Source organism: Shewanella spartinae (genome assembly GCF_019457555.1).
Taxonomy (GTDB): domain Bacteria; phylum Pseudomonadota; class Gammaproteobacteria; order Enterobacterales; family Shewanellaceae; genus Shewanella; species Shewanella loihica.
In genome coordinates this window covers 1,198,329-1,221,413 of the sequence record NZ_CP080418.1, presented here as the reverse complement: position 1 = coordinate 1,221,413, position 23,085 = coordinate 1,198,329, and the positions used below count along the sequence as shown (strand labels likewise).

The window sequence follows — 23,085 nt, the reverse complement described above, 5'->3', positions numbered from 1 at the left end:
TTTGCCGATAAACTTAAATTGCCAGGCCATCCACCAGATTCATCCAGCCTTTGATGGTGCGATGACAAAACCACAAGAGCGCCAGCAGTGACAAACTCACGGCCACCCAGCCTTGGGGCACTAAATAGGCCAGCAATAATAGCGAAAACAAGGAGATAATCGACCAACGCTGCCAACGAATATGTGAATAGAGCAAGCTGCTCATCTTATCCCCCTTCTGCCCGAGACTGATCACTAGGGCAAACAGAGGCGGCAGTAACAGCAGCGGAAAGGCCGACATCAAGGCATACAGTAGATGGCCAAGGCTATGGTCGTCTAAAACGACAGGCTGTGACGTAGTCGATACCATAAGGGGCGCTCCACACAAATTCCACACAGGGGATAAGGAATGAACCAGATGCCATTCTGCGCCTAGTCCTATCATTAACCATACTGTGTCATCGTCTTTAGCGCAAATCTTGCGATCGATTTATCCCAGCGCGACAATTCTGCTGGCAGAGTGCCAAACTGTCTGCGCAGGCAATAGCGCCTCTGCTAAAAGAGATGCCGTAAGAGCTGGCGAGATTCTTTGCTGAAGCTCCACGCCTTTGCCGACTAATAGCTCTTATCCAGCCAGCACTTCTTATGCCAATGAGAGGGTCACATCAGACTTTAATCGCGTCGAGCAGGCAAGAATGAAGCCCTGCGCTACCTCAGCTGGTGTCAGCGTCATCTCGCTGCTGGACTCTGTCTCGCCGCTTAGCACCTGACACTTACAGGCGCCGCAGACGCCCGAGCGACAGGCCGCGATAATGGGCAAGCCTTTCGCCTCTATCCCCTCTAGTACCGTCTGCTCACCAGTGAGGGGCGTAGACAGATCACCGATCTGTAGCGTGAAGGGAGTAGAACCCGCAAGCTCGTCCTGCCCTTCTACTTGCTGTGAAGACGCGAAGGACGGCGCACCGAAGCTCTCCTGATGATAACGACTCATGTCGAACCCAGCATATTGCAACATTGCCTTCACCGCCTGCATGTAGGGCTCGGGGCCACAGACGAACACGGTGCGCTCAAGATAATCGGGCACGGCCTTCACGAGCACCTCCAGGTTTAATCTGCCCTCAAAACTAGCACAGGCCTCGAGTAACTCGCCCGATTCCAAGCTGTAGTGCAGCGCCATATTGGGATGACGCTGGGCCATCTTCAGCAGCGCCTCATGGAAAATGAGATCTTCCATGGCCTTAGCGCTGTGCACGAAGGCGATATCACTGCCCACCTGAGTGTCCGTCAGCCAACGCGACATGGAATACATGGGGGTAATACCACTGCCGGCACTTAAGAAGAGGTAACGACTGGCGGGAATGTCGATCAGATTAAAGGCGCCGGCCGGGCCGCTGACGTTGACGCTGTGTCCCGCCTTGAGGTTATCGACCAGATAGTTCGACACCCGCCCGCCAGGAATACGCTTGATGGTTACCACCAGGGAGTATGGACGCGAGGGGGACGAGGAGATGGTATAGCTGCGGGCGACCCGCTCCCCCTCAATATCCAGCAGGAAGGTGATGAACTGTCCCGGCTTAAAATGAAACTTAACCGGCTGCGCCCCTTGAAAGCGAAAGCTGGTCACATCATGGGTTTCCTGCCAGCGCTCGACACAGACGAGTCTAGTCTCGCCTGTTTGCCAGTTGGGTGATAGATAATCTTGTTGATTCATGGGTGACTTACCAAAAAAGAAAAAACGCCCACGGCAATACCGTGGACGTTTGGGGGGCGTTTTAGGCAACGTTTAAAATAGCGTTAAGGTCTTGCTCCACCGTGGTGGTAGAACGCAGGCCAAACTTGTCTTCCAACACCTTAAGCAGGTTTGGCGTCAAGAAGGCTGGCGCGCTAGGGCCTGTGCGTATGTTCTTCACGCCCAGTGACAGCAGAGTCAGCAGGATAACGATCGCCTTCTGCTCAAACCAGGAGAGCACCAGGCTCAGCGGCAGTTCGTTGATCTCGCACTCGAACACCTCAGACAGGGCGATCGCCAGCTGAATCGCCGAGTAGGCATCGTTGCACTGACCGATATCCAGCAAGCGTGGTATCCCGTTGATATCACCGAAGGCCAACTTGTTGAACTTATACTTACCACAGCCTAAGGTCATGATAATGGAGTCCTTAGGCGCCGCCTTGGCGATGTCGGTAAAGTAGCTGCGCTCGGCCTTGTCGCCGTCACAACCACCGACCAGGAAGAAGTGCTTGATGGAACCGTTTTTCACATTTTCCACAACGGCAGGCGCGGCGGCCATTAACGCATTGCGAGCAAAACCTATGGTGATGTGATGGGGGATCTCATCATAGGTGAAGCCCTCAAGGGATAAGGCCTTATCGATCACCGCGGAGAAGTCATCTCCAACGATGTGGGTAACGCCCGGCCATCCCACTATGCTGCGGGTAAAGATACGGTCGGCATAGTCGCCCACATTAGGATCGATAATACAGTTAGAGGTCATCACCACCGCACCAGGGAAGTTGGCGAACTCTTTCTGTTGGTTTTGCCACGCACTGCCGTAGTTACCGACCAGGTGTGGATACTTCTTCAATTCGGGATAGGCCAGCGCCGGTAGCATCTCGCCGTGGGTGAAGACGTTGATCCCCTTACCCTCGGTCTGCTTAAGAATAAGCTCGAGATCTTTCATGTCATGACCTGAAACCAGAATCGCCTTGCCCTTCACCGCAACTGTGTTGACCTGAGTCGGCTCCGGATGACCGAAGGCCTGGGTCTCGCCCTCATCGAGCATGGCCATCACGCGATAGTTCAGCTGACCTATCTCCATCGCGGTGGCAAATAGCTTGTCGGCATCGACAGAATCTGAGCCTAGGAAGGCCATGATCTCATGAAACTTGGCCGCGACCTCGCTATCGGTCTGATCCAATACGCGGGCATGCTCCATGTAGGCGGCCGCGCCTTTAAGACCATAGAGACAGAGCAGACGCAGGCCCATGATATCCTCGTTGACCTCCTCTTTGCCGCGATTAGGCAGCGCCTGAGCGGCCTGGGCCAGCATCTCTTCTTTCACACTGGCGAGTACCAGGCTGGCGGCGGGGATCAGGCTCTCGATAGGTTGCCCTTGTTCCTTACAAGCCGCCTCATAGGCCGCCTGAAGCTGAGCACGGTAGGCATAGGCCTGCTGGGTGTAGGCCATGATGCGCTCGTCATCGAAGTTCACATTGGTGAGGGTGGCGAAAAATGCCTTAGGCACGAAGGTGTCGATGGCCGGGTCTATGATGCCGAAGGCGCGCGCCTTTTCCGCATAGGCAGATACGCCTTGTAAGATATAAATCAGCAGATCTTGCAGATCTGAGGTGGCCGCTAGCTTGCCACACATGCCTTGGGAATAACTACAACCATTGCCGGCAGGGGTACGAATGGTTTGCTCACACTGAATACAAAACACAATACTGCTCCTTTATTTAATCATGCTTTTTCTTTACATGTTTTAAGCGGAGTCTACTGTGGTAAACACAGGCACAAAAGTGAAACTTGCGAGCAATGTGAGAAACTATGAAGCGGATCAAATTAGCTTATGCGAAACTAAGTTTTTAAAAAATATGGTAAAACAATTTAAAACAGCAAGTTATCCTTTAAAGGGGACCAAAAGAAAGACGGCGCCCCGAGTGTCAATCACTCGGACGCCGCCAGGGAGTTTTAATCTAGGGAAGGTGCGAACAAGTCGTCGCACAGCTCTGGCTTTGATAGCAGCGACAGTTCAAGGCATTCAACTGAAGGCATGCCGAGGCCTGCTGAAGTTGAATAACGCCGAAATGGTGTTGCTATCAAAGCCCCGCAGGGCGAGGCTTACAGCGGTATTTGCTGCGTTACAGTTCTTGCGAAGGACTACGGCCATTCGCTGCAAACTGTGCCTTGCATCTATCCACTTTAAGCACACGCAGAGCAAGCACGGGACTTATTCACACCCTCCCTAGGTTATCGATTAGCCTGTCTTCATATCATTAACCGACTGCAACATCGCCCGGCTCTCGCGTTGGAACTGAGGTGCAAAATCCCCAAACCAGGCCGCCACTTCCTCGAATTCGCGAATGAAACCTTGCCTGTCGCCGCGCTTCAGGAGTTCGAGCGCCTGGGCATAGTTATCCAGGTAATCCCCTATTGCGGTCAGGCTCTCCTGTTGGGCGAAGATGATATCGGCATAGAGTTCGGGACTCTGGGCAAACAGGCGCCCGACCATCGCCAGCTCCAGTCGGTAGATAGGCGAGCTGAACTGCAACAGGTTGTCGATATCCGCCGCCTCACGATAGAGATTCAGGCCATAGACGAAGGAGGAGAAGTGACGCATCGCCTGCACCAGCTGCATCGCCTTATCGTGCTGCTGAGCATCGGCCTCGACTAGGCGAGCGCCCCAGATCCCTATCTGTTCCAGCAGCCATTCGTACTGCTCGCGACCGCGGCCATGACACACCACCACCACCTGTTTGGCCAAGCTGCCCACATCCGGGCCGAACATGGGGTGCAGACCCACTACCGGGCCTTGATGGCTGGCGAGCATCGCCTCGAGCGGCTTCTCCTTGATGGAGGTGAGATCGGCCAGGATACAGCTGCTTGGCAGGCTGGTAAGCTTGTCGCGAATAAGCTCGCAGGTGATGCTGATAGGCACAGTGACTATCACCATCCCTGCCCCGTCGAATATCGCCTCGGCCTGCTGCCAGTCGTCTTTATCAAGAGATTTCACCTGATAGCCGGACAGGCTCAGCATCTGCGCAAACAGGCCGCCTAGCTTGCCCTGACCACCGACGATCACCACATGGCCCAGATCCGTCTTCACCTGCTTGAAACCGACGTCCTTCTCGTTGAGATAGGACTCGCGCATCAGGCGGCGCAGAATATCTTCGATCAGCTGGGGCGAGACATTCATCTTTGCCGCCTCTTCCCGACGTTTGGCCAACATGGAGGCCTCGCGCTGAGGCGCGTAGATGGGCACGCCGGCCGCATGCTTGACGCCGCCCACCTGGGCCACGAGGTCCAGGCGTTTTCGCAGCAGATGTAGCAGCTGTTGATCGACGCTGTCGATATGCTCTCTCAGTTTTTCCAATTCGTTAGTGGTTTTCTCACTCATTTGCGCGTGTTCCATCAGGCATTGACCGCCTTGAGCATAGCAAATCTGCCTGGTAAAACCGATGCTAATTGTGCCGCACCCTGACGTAGGAGATCTTCTGTGGTCTGCCAGTCGATGCAGGCATCGGTTACCGACACCCCATAGGCCAACTCACTCATCGGCTTGTCGCTGCTCTGATTGCCTTCGTTCAGATGACTCTCCAGCATGACACCTATGATCGACTTGTTGCCATTGGCTATCTGATCGAACACATCCTGACAGACGCTCGGCTGGCGGGTGTGATCTTTGCTTGAGTTACCGTGGCTGCAATCCACCACCAAGCGGGCGTTAAGCTTGGCCGCATGCAGCTGCTGCTCACACTCGGTCACGCTCGAAGCATCATAGTTAGGCGTCTTGCCACCGCGCAGGATCACGTGACCATCAGGATTACCCGCGGTCTGTAGCAACGCCACCTGACCCGCCTGGTTGATCCCCATAAATCTGTGGCTGCTGGCCGCCGATTGCAGCGCGTTGATCGCCACCCCCAGCTTGCCGTCGGTACCATTCTTGAAGCCCACTGGCATGGAGAGACCGGACGCCATCTCCCTGTGGGTCTGAGATTCTGTGGTGCGCGCGCCGATGGCCGACCAGGTGACCAGCTCGGAGATGTATTGCGGGCTGATAGGATCCAGCGCCTCGGTGGCCACCGGCAGTCCCAGCTCCGCCAGCCAGATCATCAACTCGCGCGCCTGACGCAGCCCCTTCTCGACATCGAAAGACTCATCCATATCGGGATCGTTGATCATCCCCTTCCAGCCCACGGTTGTACGCGGCTTCTCGAAGTAGACGCGCATCAGGATGTAGAACTCATCTTTAAGCTCATCGTGTAGCGTCTTGAGGCGCAGCGCGTACTCCTTGGCCGAGGCGATGTCGTGGATAGAACAGGGACCGCTGACCACCAGCACTCGGTTATCACGCTTATGGACGATATCCGATACGGTGCGGCGCGCGTTAAGCACATAGTGATAGGCGGCAGTCGACAGGGGCAGTTGTTGTTTTAACTCTTCCGGGGTCACCAGCACTTTCTCCGAGCTGATGTGAACATTATTAATCGTGTCTTGCTGCATACCTGTCACCAACCTAGTGTGTTTTCTCATATCTAAATGCAATATTGTAATGGTACACCATTACACCTGTGGGCTAACTATGCCTGCTGCATAAATTTAGATCAAGCAGAAATTTGCTTTTCAAGCAGAATTCACGATCGAAGCGGTAAAAGCCCCATTTAGCGCTGGCTAAAGAGAAGGGGTTTGCCAATAAAGTGGATTTACCAAGAGAGGTTTAGCCAGGAGGGATCAGTCAGGTGGGATCAGTCAGGTAAGAGAATAGGAAAAGGGAAAATGCACAAGGCTATGCTGAGGATAACAGCGCAATTCATTAGCGAATGCCTAAAAAACAAAAACCCGCCATAAGGCGGGTCATTGTGCGAACACTGCATCTTTTTTTACGTTTTAGCGAGTGCTTACTTAGCAAGCTTCTCGCGGATACGTGCAGACTTACCTGAACGCTCACGTAGGTAGTAAAGCTTAGCACGACGAACACGGCCGCGACGCTTAACTTCGATGCTAGAGATGAGCGGGCTGTGAGTTTGGAACGCACGCTCAACACCTTCGCCATTAGAGATCTTACGTACAGTGAATGCAGAGTGCAGACCACGGTTACGCTTAGCGATAACAACGCCTTCGAACGCCTGTAGACGCTCTTTACCGCCTTCAACAACACGTACTTTTACAACTACTGTGTCACCTGCACCAAATTCTGGTACGTCTTGCTTCATTTGCTCATCGTTGAGCATTTTAATGATGTTATTCATGAATAAACTCCATACTAGTAATAACTGACCATTTTTACTCGCCTGCTTGGGCGGTATTAACAAACTCGGCTAACAGCTTGGTTTGTTCATCAGTCAGAGCTAGATTTTCAAATAATTCTGGTCGCCGCAGTAAAGTTCTTCCGAGACTCTGCTGCAATCGCCAGCGTCTAATATTTTCGTGGTTGCCGCTAAGCAATACCGCCGGTACATCGATACCATCTAGGCTTTCGGGGCGAGTATAGTGGGGACAATCCAGTAATCCGTCAGAGAAGGAGTCCTGCTCTGCCGACGCTTGTTTACCTAGCACGCCAGGAACCAAACGAGACACCGAATCGATCAGGGTCATCGCAGGGAGTTCACCGCCCGAAAGCACGTAATCTCCAATCGACCACTCTTCATCCACTTCCGTTTGAATAATACGTTCATCGATACCTTCGTAGCGACCACACACTAAAATCAAACGCTCCGATTTAGCTAACTCTTCGACGCCCTGCTGTGTCAGCTTGCGTCCCTGAGGAGAAAGATAAATCACCTTAGCCTTATCACCCGCAGCGGCTTTCGCTGCATGGATGGCATCACGTAGAGGCTGCACCATCATCAACATTCCAGGTCCGCCGCCGTAAGGCCTGTCGTCCACTGTTCTATGTTTATCATGGGTGAAATCTCTGGGATTCCACGTTTGCAACTCTAACAAACCGTTACTTACGGCCCGACCCGTTACACCAAAGTCTGTTACGGCACGAAACATCTCTGGAAACAGGGTTACTACCCCTAACCACATCTGTTGTCCCTCGACTTAGAAGTCCGGATCCCAATCCACTAAAATTTGTTTTTCCGCCAGATTCACCTCAAGGATGAACTGCTCGGTAACAAAAGGAATCATACGTTCCGTTTTGCCAAAGCCATCTTTCGCGTTGGCCTTCACAAGCAGCACGTCGTTCGATCCTGTTTCCACGATCTGGTCGACCTTGCCCATCTTGTAGCCTTTAGTATTCACCACCTCACAGCCGATAAGATCACGCCAGTAGAATTCATCTTCCGGCAGTGCCTTCATCGCGTCGGCGGGAATGGCAATCTCACAGTTAGTGAGCATTTGCGCTTGGTCTCGAGTGGTTACGCCTTCCAGGGCGGCGATAATCGCCTTACCTTGATAGCGCCACTGTGCAACCTTGACTTCGCGCCATTCGCCTTGCTCTTTAATCAACCAAGGTGAATAGTCAAAAATATCTTCGACAGAATCGGTATAGCTAGTGATCTTCAACCAACCTTTAATGCCGTGACTAGCGCCTAATTTGCCTAGTACGACAGGTTCTTGGTGACTACTCATCAATCTATACCTAAACGCTATTAAGCAGCAGCTTTACGAGCGTCTTTGATCAGTTTCGCTACACGATCAGTAGTAGCAGCACCGTTAGCAACCCAGTGATCTACACGATCAAGATCTAAGCGAAGAGCTTCTTCTTGACCACGAGCAACAGGGTTGAAGAAGCCAACACGTTCGATGAAACGACCGTCACGAGCGTTACGGCTGTCAGCAACAACGATGTTATAGAATGGACGCTTTTTTGCGCCGCCTCGAGCTAAACGAATGGTAACCATGCGTCTTTTATCCTCTAATGATTTGCTTCGTTCTGAAGCAAAAATAAAAACTGGAACCCCGTGTTCGCGAAGAGTCCCAGATAGAAAGCCGCACGATTCTACCTGAACCGGCGACAAATGCAACGTTTTTCACGCAAAAATAGCAAGCCCACTAAGGGCTGAAAACCCTTAATGGACTTAGCTAAATCTATACAAAGTCAGACGATTAACGTCCCGGCATCTTCATCCCGGGAGGCAGCATTCCACTCATGCCGCGCATCATCTTCTTCATGCCGCCTTTACCGGACATCTTCTTCATCATCTTCTGCATCTGAGTGAACTGCTTGAGCAGACGATTGACGTCCTGGATCTGGGTACCTGAACCCATGGCGATACGACGCTTACGAGAACCCTTAATGATCTCTGGGCGCTTACGCTCGCCTGGGGTCATGGAGTTAATAATAGCCTCCATTTGTCCCGTTAGCTTGCCGTCTTGCACCTGAGCCAGGGCTTCTGGAGGGAGTTGACCGACACCGGGCAGCTTCTCGAGCATGCTCATCATGCCGCCCATGTTCTTCATCTGTTGTAGCTGCTCACGGAAGTCTTCTAAATCGAAGCTACCGCCTTGCTTGACCTTAGAGGCCAGCTTCATCGCCTTTTCTTTATCGACGCCGCGCTCAACCTCTTCGATCAGGGAAAGCACATCACCCATGCCCAGAATGCGCGAAGCAACACGGTCCGGATGGAAAGGCTCGAGCGCATCTGTCTTCTCGCCCACACCCAGGAACTTAATCGGCTTGCCGGTAATATGGCGAATCGACAGCGCCGCACCACCACGGGCGTCACCATCGACCTTGGTCAGTACCACACCGGTCAGCGGCAGGGCTTCGTTGAAGGCCTTGGCGGTGTTGGCCGCGTCCTGACCCGTCATGGCATCGACCACAAACAGGGTTTCTACCGGTTTGACCGCGGCGTGCAGCGCCTTGATCTCGTCCATCATGCTCTCGTCGACATGCAGGCGACCCGCGGTATCGACGATCACCACGTCGATAAACTTGAGCTTGGCGTGGGCCATGGCCGCATCGACGATGTCGATAGGCTTTTGCGATACATCCGATGGGAAGAACTCGACCTCGACCTCATTGGCCAAGGTTTCCAGCTGCTTGATCGCCGCCGGACGATAGACGTCGGCGCTGACCACCAATACAGATTTCTTCTGTCTTTCACGCAGGAACTTAGACAGCTTGGCAACACTTGTGGTCTTACCCGCACCTTGCAGACCGGCCATCATGATCACCGCAGGCGGCTGCGCCGAGAGGTTTAGCGCCTCGTTGGCTTCGCCCATGGCATTTTCGAGCTCACTCTGGACGATCTTGATGAAGGCCTGGCCTGGGCTCAGGCTCTTGGTGACCTCTTGGCCTACGGCGCGCTCTTTAACGCTGTTAACAAAGGCGCGTACAACGGGCAAGGCGACGTCGGCTTCCAGCAGCGCCATGCGCACTTCGCGTAACGTTTCTTTAATATTGTCTTCTGTAAGGCGACCACGACCGCTAATATTTTTCAGGGTGCGTGATAATCTGTCGGTGAGGTTCTCAAACATTATCGCGTTCTTTACCGTTTAGAATTTACATGATTGGGGCAGTATTATAGCGATGCACAGATATTATGCTACCGCGCAGCGTAAGTTATGGCTTAGGCAAGTTATCTGCTGTAGGGTAAAAATGTCAAAACTTAGGAGTAACGCTCAGAAAGTGCTAATTTTTATGTGTAAAGCCTCTGCCCAAAATAGCATCCATCGTGTTATTCTAACGATCAACTAAGGATAAAAACTCGACCGCCTCGCGCAGGTCGATGACCACAAGAAAGCTCACATAACGATAGGTTAATTTTCGATGGTGATTTTTTCGGCTTCAGCCATTTTCTTCTACAGTATCGCACTCGTCTTGGTCGTCAGCCGACTGTTTCATGCCGATGGTCCAAACCGTAAAGCCGTAGCCGCCTTCGCCGCCGTGGCCGTGGTGCTTCATGCCGCCGCCCTGTCTCAGGCCATCTTCACCGGTGACGGTCAAAACTTCAGCCTGACCAATGTGATCTCCATGGTGAACTGGATCATCGCCTTCACCTTCACCATCTTGATGTTCCGTCTCAAGGTGATCGTCGTCGTGCCCGTGGTCTATGCCTGCTCCGTCATTTCTGTGGCCCTGCTGTGGCTATTACCGCCTAAATATATCACCCACTTCGAGCTTTACCCCGAGGTGCTGGCCCACGTGGTGCTGTCGCTGATGGCCTACAGCGCCCTGATGATCGCCGCGCTTTATGCCATCCAACTGGCGATGATTCAAAACAAGCTGAAGAAGAAGCAGCTGATGCTGAGCCCGGCGATTCCACCGCTGATGACGGTAGAGAAACAGCTCTATCATCTGGTAATCATCGGTGTGGTACTCCTGAGTCTGTCGCTGGCGACTGGCTTTATCTTCCTCGATGATATGTTTGCCGACGGCCAGGGCCATAAGGCGATCCTGTCTATCATGGCCTGGTTTACCTATATCGCCATGCTGGCGCAGCAGTACTGGGTAGGTTGTAAGATCCGCACCGCCGTGGCCTACACTCTGACTGGCGCAACCCTGCTGTCACTGGCCTACTTCGGCGCCCGCATCGTCAAAGAACTGATCCTGCAATAGGCCAGACACGCTAAATTCCGCACACTTCACCTAGGTCAAGATGGACTAAAGTGCGACCTAGGTGAACTTGACTCACAGCCCAAATCGCTGTATTTACTAAATCTTAACGCTATTCTTACTCATCAACGCCAAAGTGGGGCCACTGATTGGAAGCTATATCCACCAGCGTACTTGTCATCATCCTGTTCGTACTCATCATCATCTCCGCCTATTTCTCCGGCTCCGAAACCGCCATGATGTCGCTCAATCGCTATCGCCTGCGTCATCTGGCCAACAATGGTCATAAGGGCGCGAAACGCGCCATCAGATTGCTAGAGCGCCCAGACAGACTGATCGGCTTGATTCTGATCGGCAACAACCTGGTGAACATCCTCGCCTCGGCTATCGCCACCATATTGGGGATTCGCTTGTTTGGTGATGTTGGGGTGGCCATCGCCACGGGTGTGCTCACTCTGGTGGTATTAGTCTTTGCCGAGGTGACGCCAAAAACCGTCGCCGCCTTACACCCTGAGCGTATCGCCTTCCCGTCCAGCGTACTGCTCAAAGCCCTGTTGGTGCTGCTATCTCCCCTAGTGAAGATAGTTAACTTTATCACCTCGACTTTCCTGCGCCTGCTGGGTATCCGCTCGGTAAAGGCCGATGATGCCTTGAGTCAAGAGGAGCTGCGCACAGTTGTGCACGAGGCCGGCGCCCTAATCCCCCAGCGCCACCAGGAGATGCTGCTCTCTATCATGGATCTGGAAAAGGTCACGGTCGAGGACATCATGATCCCGCGCTCGGATCTCTACGCCATCAACGTTAACGACGACTTTAGCCGCATCAACAAGCAGGTGATTCAGAGTCCCCACACCCGGGTCCTGCTCTACCGCGATAACATAGACGATGCCGTCGGCTTCGTTCACCTAAGAGACGCCCTGCGCTTGCAATCCAAGCAGCAGTTTAGTAAGTCATCCCTGCTGCGGGCGGTAAAAGAGATCTACTTCATCCCCGAGGGCACGCCCCTCAACGTGCAACTGGCCAACTTCCAGCAGAACAAGGAACGTATCGGCCTGGTAGTAGACGAGTATGGTGATATTCAAGGACTGGTAACGCTGGAAGATATTCTCGAGGAGATCGTCGGCGACTTTACCACCTCGATGATCACCACGCCTAGCGAAGATATCAACCAGCAGCAAGATGGCAGCTTCCTTATCGACGCCACCATCAACATCCGCGATCTCAATAAGGAGATGGACTGGCATTTCCCCATCGACGGGCCTAAGACGCTCAACGGCCTGATCCTTGAGTATCTCGAGGAGATCCCCGAGCCTAACACCTCTATGCGTCTCTCAGGCTATCCGCTTGAGGTAGTCGAGGTGGCCGACAACATGGTGAAGACGGTGCGGGTCATGCCCCAGCACTACAAGGCGCCCAAGGGCAGTCGCAACTAATCCTTACTATTGATCAAAAAAGGCGCCCTAAGGCGCCTTTTTGTTATCCCATAGCGACCAAAATTTTTAATTGTCATGCTTACTGGCATGGGTCAGGGCCCGACGCTTATCTCTTGCCAGCGGGGTGATCGCCTCGTCTAAGTCGCGCTCCAGTCCCAGCATAAAATAGAGCTCAGCCATCAGGAAGAAGGGGCCGATCAACAGCTGATTAAGATCGTCGATAAAGGCCGGCTTGGCCTTCTCATACTTGTGGCCAATGAGCTGAAAGATCCAGCCAATCACGAACACGCCGATGGCGATGGGCCAGGCCTGTTCCATCCGCGATACCAAGAAGGAGGTGTAGAGCACGGGCAGGATAAACAGCACCAACCCCAGCGCCAGTTTGGCATGCAGCGCAAAGTAATAAATCAATACAGCGCAGGCAAACAGCACGGCCACATTGAGCTCCAGCCCTGTGGAGCCGAAGCTATACAGGCTAAAGGGGATGGTGTTTAACATCACGAAGGCCGACCAGATGATCAGCGGGATACCGACAAAGTGGGTCTCGATGTTAGTGGGGTTGAGGTGAACACTCTTGTAGGTGGATAACTGCTCGATCGCAGATTTCATGGCTCGGCTCCATAGTCTTTTTATCTTGCGAGACCAAAGCCAGCCCTATCCTGGCAACCGCCATTTTAGACTGTCAGGCTAAGTTTGACGCTCGTCTCAGTTAGCCTAACCTAAAACATTTTATTAACAGATGCCAGTGCGATGCGTCGACACAAAGCACCGAAAACGAAATTAAAACAGCCTATATTTCTGAACCTTAACCCAGGAGAGGCTAATGCACAGCTAGTTAAACAGCAGCTGCATTACCCCATCTATCAAGGCCAATAGCTAGTTTGACTCGAGGATCACGGTCGCCGTGGCGTAGTGTTTCTCATCGGCGATGGAGAGATGGGCACGGCTGCCGCCCAACAGACTCAGCCGCTCGGCCGCACCACCTTGAAAGGCGATGAGCGGCGCACCGTTAGCATCGTTACTGATCTCGATATGCTGGAAGGAGACACCGCGGCCTATGCCGGTGCCCAGCGCCTTGGCGGCCGCCTCTTTGGCGGCAAAACGCTTCGCCAAATAGCGACCGGGTTGGGAGGAAGCCAAGAATATTGCCATCTCGGCTTGGGTCAACACACGCTTGGCGAGCGGACACTTGATCAGCGCCGCTTCGTCTCCCGCCGCGGGCACCTTGTCGGCGATACGCGCGATCTCGACGATATCTGTCCCTAAACCAACAATCATCTGCCCTTCCCTACTAACTGCACCCTAAATTCAGCTCCATACAATTACTGACCGCTGCGACCTTCGACCATCAGCTGCTTCATGTCACGCACTGCCTTATCTAAGCCATCGATCGCGGCGCGGGCGATGATGGCATGACCGATATTAAGCTCATACAGCTCAGGAATGGCTGCGATAGGCTTCACATTGTGATAATGCAGACCATGGCCGGCGTTGACCACCAATCCCTTACCATGGGCGTAGGTTGCCATCTCGGTAATGCGTGCCAGCTCCTTGGCTTGCTCTGCATCTGTCTCGGCGTCGGCATAACAGCCTGTGTGTAGTTCGATAACCGGCGCGCCTACGGCGACGGTGGCGTCGATCTGCACAGGATCGGCATCGATAAACAGCGAAACTTTGATACCAAGAGCACTTAAACGCTCAACCGCGGCGCGGATCTTCTCCTGCTGCCCCGCCACATCCAGGCCGCCTTCTGTGGTCAGCTCTTCACGCTTCTCAGGTACCAGGCAGACATAGGCAGGCTTCACCTCGCAGGCGATATCCAGCATCTCGTCGGTCACCGCCATCTCGAAGTTCATACGTGTCTTGATGGTCTTGGCCAGCAGATAGATGTCTCTGTCGCAGATATGGCGTCTGTCTTCACGCAGATGCACGGTAATACCTTCGGCGCCGGCATGCTCGGCAACGGCCGCAGCATGGACGGGATCCGGGTAACTGGTCCCACGGGCCTGACGTAAGGTGGCAATGTGATCGATATTAACGCCTAGATGAATACGGCTCATGGAAAGTCCTTAAGTGTAGAGTGTCGCGATTGGAATTTTGTGCCTATTTTACTAAAGCTTAAGGGAAGGCCACAAGGGAAACACCCGATGAATGTGCGCAACTATCTGCTGCGAACATGGATGGGGAGCTACTTGCTGTAACTCGATGGCCTGTTGCCCTTTAAAAACAGCGCCCGCGACTTAAGCGGCTTGTCCCCCAGCAGGGGCGACAGTAGCTGCCTCATCAGCAGTTTAGCCTGTTTAAAGTCGGTCTCTGCGAGTTTGTCTTCCTCCAGGGCCCGCAGCATCTCACCGCTAAAATGGTTGGGCTTGGGGCCGAGCGCCGTACTAAAGCCCTCTTCGGATAACAGGCGGTAGTAGAAATCGGTCTCGATAGGGCTGCCCTCGATATCCAGATTGAGCGAGGGCATCACCCCAAGCTCCTTGAGCAGCGAAAGCTCAAACTGTCTGAGCTGCGCCTCGCTAAAGGCGGCGGCCATGGCCATCAGTGTCTTATGATAGGTAAAGAAGAACTGCTCGGCGCCATGCTCTACCGACAGGCAGCGCACCAAGAGCTCGTTGAGATAGAGGCCGGCAAAGCTATCGCTACCGCTCAGAGGCACAGCCGGACTGGCGGCCTCTACCTGATACAGGCTCTTGAGGCTGCTTCGTCCCGACAGCTGAAACAGCAAGGGCTGAAAGGGTTGCAGTATGCTCTTTATCGAGGTCTTGCCACTGCCCAGGCGCGCGACGGCATCGACCCTGCCCAGGCCGTCGACCAACAGATTGACCAGCACGCTCGACTCCCGATAGGGACGGGTGTGCAGTACATATCCCCTGTGCATTGCCCTCTTCCTTAATCCCTGTTTACCAAAAACAATGCTGACAAAAAAGCCGAGATAAACACGACTCTTGTGTGACTACCTCGGCTTACCTTTATTCTTGCTGGCTTAGCTCTCGCCGTAGCCTAATGAACGCAGGGCGCGTTCATCGTCGGCCCAGCCAGACTTGACCTTAACCCAGACCTCAAGGAAGACCTTATTATCGAACAGGACCTCCATATCTTGGCGGGCCTGGGTGGCAATGGTGCGAATACGCTCGCCCTTGTTGCCGATCACCATACGCTTCTGGGTCTCGCGCTCCACCAAGATCAAGGCATTGATCTGATAGACGCCGTTTTCCATCATCTTAAACTGCTCTATCTCTACCGTGGCATCGTAAGGTAGCTCGTCGCCGAGGAAACGCATCAGCTTCTCGCGTACTATCTCAGAGGCCATAAACTTCTGAGAACGGTCGGTGACATAATCCTCGGGGAAGTAGTGTGGCGACTCGGGAACCGACTCCAGCGCCAGCTCCATGATGCGCTGCACATTGGTGCCATGGGTTGCCGAGATAGGCAAGATCTCATCAAATTCAAACTTGGCCGCTAGGGTCTGCAGATGCGGGAACAGCGCCTCTTTGTCCTTGATGTTATCCACCTTGTTGATGGCCAGAATCGTCTTGCGGCCATCGTCACGGCTGTGAAGCTTCTTCAGCACCATCTCATCGTCGGCGGTCCAGTTAAGACCATCGACCACGAATACCACTAGGCTAACCTCGGCCAGAGAGCTGGACGCCGCGCGGTTCATCAGACGGTTGATGGCGCGCTTCTCTTCAATATGCAGACCAGGGGTATCGATAAACACCACCTGACGCGGGCCATCGGTGTGAATGCCCATGATGCGGTGACGCGTGGTCTGCGGCTTCTTAGAGGTGATAGAGATCTTCTGACCCAGTAGCTTATTCAGCAGGGTCGACTTGCCCACGTTAGGGCGGCCGACGATGGCCACCATGCCGCAGTAGGTCACCTCATATTGGCTACCACTGCGGCCACTGTTCATCCGCGCCAGCAGCTCGTCTAGACTCGGCTCTTGTGCACCTGGCTGCTCGGGTTTGTTACTCATTTCTTAATACGCTCCAACACTTCTGCTGCGGCAATCTGCTCCGCCTTTCTACGGGAATTGGCCACGCCAACAACGGCTTCTTTTAGCTGCTCCACCTTACACTCCACGGTGAAGGTTTGCGCATGGGCTTCGCCGCTGATGTTCACCACTGTATAGACGGGAAGCGGCTGCTTAAATCCCTGCAGGTGCTCCTGCAGCAGGGTCTTGGGATCTTTCTGATTCACCGGTTCGATCACCGCAAGACGGCTCTTATACCAGTTTAGTACTAAAGTGCGACAGGTCTCGATATCGGCGTCCAGATAGATGGCACCTATGATCGCCTCCATGGCATCGGCCAAGATAGACTCACGGCGAAAACCACCACTCTTGAGCTCACCAGGGCCCAGCTTGAGGTAATCGCCGAGCTTAAACTCCTTGGCGATCTCCGCCAGCATCTTACCGCACACTAGGGTGGCGCGCATCCGGCTCAGGTCACCCTCAGTCGCCTTGGGAAACTGATGATACAAGGCGTCAGAGATGACGATAGAGAGAATAGAGTCGCCTAAAAACTCCAGTCTTTCGTTATGCTTGCTCGCCGCACTGCGATGGGTTAACGCCTGCTCCAGCAGCGCGATCTGCTGAAATTGATAACCTAATATTCTACCCAAACGCGGTAGATTCTTAATGGGTTCCATCTACACAATTCCGCCTACACGGTTAAAGCGTACGCCTGTCGGTACCCAAGTTGGTAAAAAGTCCGACGGCTTGCGCTCAAATTCAAAACTAATCCAGATCGCTACCGCCTTGCCGACCAGGTTGGCCTCGGGCACGAAGCCCCAGAAGCGTGAGTCTGTGCTGTTGTCGCGGTTGTCGCCCATCATGAAATACTGACCTTCGGGCACAACAAACTCACCCACCGCCAGATTCCCCTCGCGGAAATAGTAAGAGGTCGGCTCGCCGCGTCCTGGGTTGATCAGGATATCGTGGGTCACATCGCCCAGCTGCTCCTTGTAACGCAGCAGCGGGATATTATCCTGGGTAAATTCGCCCTGATTGACACCGGCGCGCTCTATCTTCTCTAGCTTAGGACACTCGCTCTGCCCCTCAGGACAGGCCTTCTGAATATAGAGATCCTTGTTGCGATAGACGATGCGATCCCCCGGCAGGCCGATGACACGCTTGATGTAGTCGATCTGCGGGTTTTCTGGGTATTTAAATACCGCCACGTCACCGCGCTGTGGCTTGCCTGTCTCGATAAGCTTGCTTCGCCACACAGGATCTTTCAGCCCATAGCTAAACTTCTCTACCAAGATGAAGTCGCCCACCAGCAGGGTTGGCATCATAGATCCCGAAGGAATTTGGAAAGGCTCATAGATAAAAGAGCGTAGGATCAACACGAAAGCGATAACCGGAAAAATAGAACGCGAGGTCTCCACTATGGCGGACTCACGCACGATTTTTTCGGCGCTCTCTTCGCTAATCTCCTGGTTGGCCGCCTGGGCCATGGCCAGCTTCTGCTGACGCTTGGGCGCTAAGACTAAGGCATCGAACATCCAGATCAGGCCGCTGCCTAGGGTCACCAAGACCAGGATAAGGGAAAAATAAGCTGCCATACGCTAACTAACTCCTGAAAAATGCTCCAGCAAAATAAGGGATTTATCGCCTGCCTAGCAGGCCATTAGCCATTTATACTGTAACAAACAAAGCGCCGCAAACCGCGGCGCTCATTATCAATCACTATTAACAATTATTAACTAAAAAGTGATTACTCATTGATCTTCAGCACGGCGAGGAAGGCCTCTTGTGGGACTTCCACGTTACCCACCTGCTTCATGCGCTTCTTACCCTCTTTCTGCTTCTGCAGTAGCTTCTTCTTACGGGAGACGTCGCCGCCGTAACACTTAGCGGTTACGTCTTTACGCAGGGCCTTGACCGATGAACGGGCGATGATCTGGCTGCCGACGGCCGCCTGAATCGCGATATCGAACATCTGTCTTGGGATCAGTTCCTTCATCTTGTTTACCAAGGCCAGGCCTTGGTAACGCACGTTGGCCTTGTGCAGGATCATCGCTAGGGCATCGACGCGATCGCCGTTGATCAGTACATCCAGACGCACCATGTCTGCCGGCTCGAAGCGTTTGAAGTTATATTCCAGCGACGCATAACCGCGGCTGGTCGACTTCAAGCGGTCAAAGAAGTCCATCACCACCTCGGCCATCGGCATATCATAGGTGATCGCCACCTGGTTGCCGTGGTAGACCATGTTGGTCTGCACGCCGCGCTTCTCGATACACAGGGTGATCACGTTACCCAGGTACTCTTTAGGTACCAGGATGTTGGTCTCAACGATAGGCTCGCGCATCTCTTCGATGTTGTTCATCGGCGGTAGATCCGATGGGTTATCGACGTAGATGGTCTCGCCCTTGGTGGTCACCACCTCGTAGACTACGGTCGGCGCCGTGGTGATCAGATCCAGGTTATATTCGCGCTCGAGACGCTCCTGAATGATCTCCATGTGAAGCAGACCCAGGTAACCGATACGGAAACCAAAGCCCAATGCCGAAGAGGTTTCCGGCTCGAAGAATAGCGAGGCATCGTTCAGGCTCAGCTTGTTGAGCGCGTCACGGAAGTTCTCATAGTCGTCGGTCGAGATAGGGAATACACCGGCATAAACCTGCGGCTTCACCTTCTTAAAACCGGGCAACGGCTTGTCGGCGCCATTCTTGGCCAGCGTCAAAGTATCACCCACAGGCGCGCCGTGGATCTCTTTGATACCCGCAATCACGAAGCCCACTTCACCTGTACTCAGCTGAGCCGTGTCTGTCTGCTTAGGCGTGAAGATACCGACGCGATCGGCCGTATGGGTCTGTCCGGTCGACATCACCTTGAACTTGTCACCCTTCTTGAGCACACCGTGCTTGATACGCACCAAGGAAACGACGCCCAGGTAGCTGTCGAACCAAGAGTCGATGATCAACGCCTGCAACGGCGCTTCAGGGTCGCCCTCTGGTGGCGGGATCTGAGCCACGATAGTTTCCAGTACGTCGCTGATACCTAAACCTGTCTTGGCCGAGCAGCGCACCGCATCGGCGGCCTCGATACCCACGATATCCTCTATCTCCTCGGCAACACGCTCTGGGTCTGCCTGGGGAAGGTCTATCTTGTTCAGTACAGGCACCACGTCCAGATCCATATCCAGCGCGGTATAACAGTTTGCCAGGGTCTGAGCCTCAACACCTTGACCGGCATCGACCACCAAGAGGGCGCCTTCACAGGCAGCCAGCGAGCGTGATACTTCATAGGAGAAGTCCACGTGACCTGGGGTATCGATGAAGTTCAGCTGATAGGTTTCACCATCTTTAGCTTTGTAATCGAGAGTCACACTCTGGGCTTTAATGGTAATGCCGCGCTCACGCTCGAGATCCATTGAGTCCAATACCTGCGCCGCCATCTCACGGTCAGACAGGCCGCCGCACTCTTGAATAAGACGGTCAGAAAGGGTTGATTTGCCATGGTCAATATGGGCAATAATCGAAAAGTTTCTAATATGCTTCATTGTGCGAAATGACTAAACTCGAAATTGAAATTGATCTAAAAGTGCCGAATTGTACCCGATCGCTAAACTAATACCAATTGGAATCCATCGGGCAATGAAAATAATAGACTAGTTGGCTGGGGAAATGCCGTCTATGGCCCGGCCAAGGCGGGAGAGGATCACCGGCTGACTGTTGATCTCCAGCGTTTTTGCCCAGCGCCGACCCAGCCACCAGGCGCTTGCCGCGCCGCTCAGACCAAGGGCGATAGTCAGCAGGTCGCTGCTCATGAGTCCAACAAGATCTGCAAGAAAATGTCCCAAGGTGGCACCAGTAAAAAGGCCCGCCAGCGGCATAAGGTAGACGATGGCGGCCGCCTTTAAGATGACACTCTCAGGCAGGCCAAGTTTTAACAGTTCACCGGGTTCATACTGGGTGTCGCTAGGCAGCGAGAAGCGCTGCACCTTGGGCGAGAACGCCTTAGATACGGCGGAGGTGCCGCAGGTGTCATTGTTATCACAATGATTACAGGCATTTTTAACTTTCACTTCGACCGTGACCCAACCATCGCCCGGGCACCTGATCACTGTGGCGGTTTCTTCCATCATAGTGGGATCACTCTATGGTGATGCTTTTGGCGATGCGGCTGAGTGTCTCGGCCGGCACCTTGCCCACGGCAACCACCTCGGCATTGCCCACACGCTCGGCGGCCAAAGAGAGACCGTTGCGGGTCATCAGCTCGTCGGGCAGCGCCGTCTCGCCGGCTCTGGCCACATACACAGAGATGTTCACCAGGCCATCGCTCAGGGCGATATACTCGACCGCCTCGTGGCTGCCGATAAGTCTGTGATTATCCTTGACCAAGATCTTAAAGCCTTGAGGCAACCATTTGAACTGCCAGTTGTCGGCCTGCTCACGCTGGGGCTGCGGCATGATCTCGGGCCAATCCTGCTTATAGGCTTCACGCAGAATCGCCGGCGCATCATCAAGAACGATAAGCTCTACCACCAGCACCTGCTCCAGCAGCTGCTTCTCAAGGTTCAGCATGTCGTAACGCAGCGGCAGATAGGTATCCATATCCAGCCATACCTGATAGCTATAGCGGTTGTCATCGTTGGGGATGATGCGCACTAACTGACTGGGACGCCCGGCCAGACGCGAACGTCCACCCAGGACAAATTGATAACCCGACTCCAGATCAGAGATAACGCCGGCAAACGCAGGTGGCAATACGCCTTGAATACGCTCGGCGCGCACGCTGTAGGCGGGTTGGTCGTGTTCGATAAAGGTAACTGTATTGCCCACGCGCACGGCATTTTTCGGCGGGCCATTGAGGTGCTCGAGAAAAGCAACTTCATGGTCGTCGACCTTGCCGTGAAGATAAACCAGGGGGCGTATGTGATCCGCTTGCAGATGGATCAGGGACATCTTGAATTCTTGCCCTTTCAAGGCGAGGCTCATGTTTTCGAGCCAAGCCTTAGCGGACAACTCTTCCTGCGCGCTGGCAGGGAAGACGAGGACTAACAGGGCCAACCAAATAAGACGCAAGCTAACTCCTTAATAATACCAATCGACACAAAGAGTATAGTCAGTGTGACCAGTATAAATAGCTTTTAGTGATTCACCGGGATAGGCGTGAGCTCACCATTGTCGTCTATATTGGCACTGTTATTCAATCTTTGCTGCAGCATATGATCTTGAATATAGGTGTTGATGCGATGACGCTGCTCCATCACACGCTCATTGGTATAACTTTGATTCTGTTGTACCGGGCCAGTCTGTAGGCTCACAGGCGACGCGCTGCCAATCAGCGGACGGGTATTGAGCACTGGCATAGGCGCATCTTCGACGCCACCCTGATTATAATTCTGCACACCGATCACGGCGACCAAGGCGACGCTGGCGGCGATGGCGTATTGGCCAAACTGCTTAAACAGCGGAACCACACTCGCAAGTTGACGTTGAGGCGCCACCTCAGGCGTTTCGACACGCTTAGGCACAAGGATACTAGGCTCAAGCTCAATCGCTGCGGCAATGTTGGCACTGAGATCGAGATTGATCGCAGCGGGCAACTCACCACGCATAGCATCACCTATCATGTGATAATCACGCCACTTCTCATGCGAATCCGTATCGGCGGCGAGTTGCGCCAACTCCTGCTCGTCGATTTCACCATCAACGGCAGCGGAAACCCATTCCTGACCTAACTTATCCATTTATCACCCATATAAATTTAGTGTATCGAATAAAATGCTTCATCGTTCCAGCAAAGGCTGCAACTTCTTATCGATGGCTTCACGTGCCCTAAAGATACGTGAACGCACTGTGCCCACTGGACACTCCATCACATTGGCAATCTCTTCATAACTCATGCCATCGAGCTCACGCAGAGAGATAGCCATCTTCAATTCTTCCGGCAAGGTATCGAGCGTATCGAAGACCACTTTCTGAATCTCATCTGACAACATGAGACGCTCTGGGGAGGCAAACTCCTTTAGCGCATCACTGCCGTCGTAATATTCGGCCTCTTCCGCATCGACATCGTTGGCAGGCGCTCGCCTGCCCTGTGCCACTAAATGATTTTTCGCGGTATTAACCGCGATGCGATACAACCAAGTATAAAACGCACTCTCACCCCTAAAGTTAGGCAACGCACGATAAGCTTTGATAAAGGCTTCCTGTGCCACATCTGCCACGTCGGCCTGATTACGCACATAACGGGCAATCAGATTAATCACTTTGCTCTGGTATTTATGTACCAGCAGGTTAAAAGCGTTTTTATCTCCTTGTTGCACTCGCTCAACGAGTTGTTGATCACTTATCTGTCCACTCATCCGAGCCGACTACTCCTAAATCTAAAATGCTGATTTCTCAGTCGCTCGAATCATATTCACATATGTAGACTAGCCCACATCGAAAAAGTTCTAAAAAAAATTGCGATATCCGCATTTATTTTC

At 53.3% G+C, this 23,085-nt stretch carries 24 protein-coding genes; 2 read left to right on the top strand and 22 right to left on the bottom strand.

The features are described from left to right. Positions 1 to 13 precede the first annotated feature (13 nt). From K0I31_RS05400 to ffh, 10 genes are all read right to left on the bottom strand, one after another. Complete coding sequence (locus K0I31_RS05400; RefSeq protein WP_220080154.1) at positions 14 to 349, bottom strand: hypothetical protein; 336 nt, start codon at positions 347 to 349, stop codon at positions 14 to 16. A 273-nt stretch (positions 350 to 622) separates the two neighbouring features. After that, positions 623 to 1,690 (bottom strand): FAD-binding oxidoreductase, encoded by a 1,068-nt coding sequence (locus tag K0I31_RS05395; RefSeq protein WP_220080153.1) that lies wholly within the window; start codon positions 1,688 to 1,690, stop codon positions 623 to 625. A 61-nt stretch (positions 1,691 to 1,751) separates the two neighbouring features. After that, on the bottom strand, positions 1,752 to 3,416 hold the full coding sequence (hcp, locus tag K0I31_RS05390) for a hydroxylamine reductase (protein WP_220080152.1): 1,665 nt from the start codon (positions 3,414 to 3,416) through the stop codon (positions 1,752 to 1,754). Between the two features lie 537 nt (positions 3,417 to 3,953). After that, positions 3,954 to 5,093: a bifunctional chorismate mutase/prephenate dehydrogenase gene (gene tyrA, locus K0I31_RS05385; protein WP_220080151.1), complete on the bottom strand. Its 1,140-nt coding sequence runs from the start codon at positions 5,091 to 5,093 to the stop codon at positions 3,954 to 3,956. A 14-nt stretch (positions 5,094 to 5,107) separates the two neighbouring features. Further along, the gene (locus tag K0I31_RS05380) at positions 5,108 to 6,199 is read right to left on the bottom strand and encodes a 3-deoxy-7-phosphoheptulonate synthase (protein ID WP_220080150.1); all 1,092 of its coding nucleotides are present in this window, start codon (positions 6,197 to 6,199) and stop codon (positions 5,108 to 5,110) included. Between the two features lie 395 nt (positions 6,200 to 6,594). Then, positions 6,595 to 6,945 carry a 50S ribosomal protein L19 gene (gene rplS, locus K0I31_RS05375; RefSeq protein WP_011864870.1) on the bottom strand — a complete coding sequence of 117 codons (351 nt, stop codon included), beginning with the start codon at positions 6,943 to 6,945 and terminating at the stop codon, positions 6,595 to 6,597. 34 nt (positions 6,946 to 6,979) lie between these two features. After that, positions 6,980 to 7,726, bottom strand: a complete 747-nt coding sequence (gene trmD, locus K0I31_RS05370; protein ID WP_220044556.1) for a tRNA (guanosine(37)-N1)-methyltransferase TrmD — start codon at positions 7,724 to 7,726, stop codon at positions 6,980 to 6,982. Between the two features lie 15 nt (positions 7,727 to 7,741). Continuing rightward, entirely contained in the window at positions 7,742 to 8,272 is a 531-nt protein-coding gene (gene rimM / locus K0I31_RS05365; protein ID WP_220080149.1) for a ribosome maturation factor RimM, read from the bottom strand. A 20-nt stretch (positions 8,273 to 8,292) separates the two neighbouring features. Beyond that, positions 8,293 to 8,544, bottom strand: a complete 252-nt coding sequence (rpsP, locus tag K0I31_RS05360) for a 30S ribosomal protein S16 (protein WP_011864867.1) — start codon at positions 8,542 to 8,544, stop codon at positions 8,293 to 8,295. Positions 8,545 to 8,749: 205 nt separating this feature from the next. Next, positions 8,750 to 10,123: a signal recognition particle protein gene (ffh, locus tag K0I31_RS05355; RefSeq protein ID WP_220044555.1), complete on the bottom strand. Its 1,374-nt coding sequence runs from the start codon at positions 10,121 to 10,123 to the stop codon at positions 8,750 to 8,752. A 292-nt stretch (positions 10,124 to 10,415) separates the two neighbouring features. On the opposite strand from ffh, the gene K0I31_RS05350 reads away from it, so the two are divergent. Then, positions 10,416 to 11,204, top strand: coding sequence for a cytochrome C assembly family protein (locus tag K0I31_RS05350; RefSeq protein ID WP_220044554.1), 789 nt, complete (start codon positions 10,416 to 10,418; stop codon positions 11,202 to 11,204). Between the two features lie 146 nt (positions 11,205 to 11,350). Next, positions 11,351 to 12,634 carry an HlyC/CorC family transporter gene (locus K0I31_RS05345; RefSeq protein ID WP_011864864.1) on the top strand — a complete coding sequence of 428 codons (1,284 nt, stop codon included), beginning with the start codon at positions 11,351 to 11,353 and terminating at the stop codon, positions 12,632 to 12,634. A gap of 66 nt (positions 12,635 to 12,700) precedes the next feature. Here the strand turns inward: K0I31_RS05345 and K0I31_RS05340 are convergent, their stop codons facing one another. The 12 genes from K0I31_RS05340 to rpoE all read right to left on the bottom strand — a co-directional run bounded on the left by K0I31_RS05340 (position 12,701) and on the right by rpoE (position 22,962). Then, positions 12,701 to 13,243 carry an Mpo1 family 2-hydroxy fatty acid dioxygenase gene (locus K0I31_RS05340; RefSeq protein WP_220080148.1) on the bottom strand — a complete coding sequence of 181 codons (543 nt, stop codon included), beginning with the start codon at positions 13,241 to 13,243 and terminating at the stop codon, positions 12,701 to 12,703. Between the two features lie 267 nt (positions 13,244 to 13,510). After that, positions 13,511 to 13,912 carry a holo-ACP synthase gene (gene acpS, locus K0I31_RS05335; protein ID WP_220080147.1) on the bottom strand — a complete coding sequence of 134 codons (402 nt, stop codon included), beginning with the start codon at positions 13,910 to 13,912 and terminating at the stop codon, positions 13,511 to 13,513. A 44-nt stretch (positions 13,913 to 13,956) separates the two neighbouring features. Continuing rightward, entirely contained in the window at positions 13,957 to 14,694 is a 738-nt protein-coding gene (gene pdxJ, locus K0I31_RS05330) for a pyridoxine 5'-phosphate synthase (protein WP_220080146.1), read from the bottom strand. Between the two features lie 128 nt (positions 14,695 to 14,822). Then, positions 14,823 to 15,518 (bottom strand): DNA repair protein RecO, encoded by a 696-nt coding sequence (gene recO / locus K0I31_RS05325; protein ID WP_220080145.1) that lies wholly within the window; start codon positions 15,516 to 15,518, stop codon positions 14,823 to 14,825. 105 nt (positions 15,519 to 15,623) lie between these two features. Then, positions 15,624 to 16,616, bottom strand: coding sequence for a GTPase Era (era, locus tag K0I31_RS05320; protein ID WP_220073336.1), 993 nt, complete (start codon positions 16,614 to 16,616; stop codon positions 15,624 to 15,626). Next, positions 16,613 to 17,290 (bottom strand): ribonuclease III, encoded by a 678-nt coding sequence (gene rnc / locus K0I31_RS05315; protein WP_220044548.1) that lies wholly within the window; start codon positions 17,288 to 17,290, stop codon positions 16,613 to 16,615. The genes era and rnc overlap by 4 nt, the downstream gene beginning before the upstream one ends. Next, positions 17,291 to 18,208 (bottom strand): signal peptidase I, encoded by a 918-nt coding sequence (lepB, locus tag K0I31_RS05310; RefSeq protein WP_220058824.1) that lies wholly within the window; start codon positions 18,206 to 18,208, stop codon positions 17,291 to 17,293. Positions 18,209 to 18,360: 152 nt separating this feature from the next. Beyond that, positions 18,361 to 20,151: a translation elongation factor 4 gene (gene lepA, locus K0I31_RS05305; protein ID WP_220080144.1), complete on the bottom strand. Its 1,791-nt coding sequence runs from the start codon at positions 20,149 to 20,151 to the stop codon at positions 18,361 to 18,363. 108 nt (positions 20,152 to 20,259) lie between these two features. Then, positions 20,260 to 20,736 carry a SoxR reducing system RseC family protein gene (locus K0I31_RS05300; protein ID WP_220080143.1) on the bottom strand — a complete coding sequence of 159 codons (477 nt, stop codon included), beginning with the start codon at positions 20,734 to 20,736 and terminating at the stop codon, positions 20,260 to 20,262. Between the two features lie 7 nt (positions 20,737 to 20,743). Continuing rightward, positions 20,744 to 21,676 carry a MucB/RseB C-terminal domain-containing protein gene (locus tag K0I31_RS05295; RefSeq protein ID WP_011864854.1) on the bottom strand — a complete coding sequence of 311 codons (933 nt, stop codon included), beginning with the start codon at positions 21,674 to 21,676 and terminating at the stop codon, positions 20,744 to 20,746. A 65-nt stretch (positions 21,677 to 21,741) separates the two neighbouring features. Then, positions 21,742 to 22,344, bottom strand: a complete 603-nt coding sequence (locus tag K0I31_RS05290) for a sigma-E factor negative regulatory protein (protein WP_011864853.1) — start codon at positions 22,342 to 22,344, stop codon at positions 21,742 to 21,744. Positions 22,345 to 22,383: 39 nt separating this feature from the next. Further along, positions 22,384 to 22,962, bottom strand: a complete 579-nt coding sequence (rpoE, locus tag K0I31_RS05285; RefSeq protein ID WP_011864852.1) for an RNA polymerase sigma factor RpoE — start codon at positions 22,960 to 22,962, stop codon at positions 22,384 to 22,386. Positions 22,963 to 23,085: the final 123 nt, after the last annotated feature.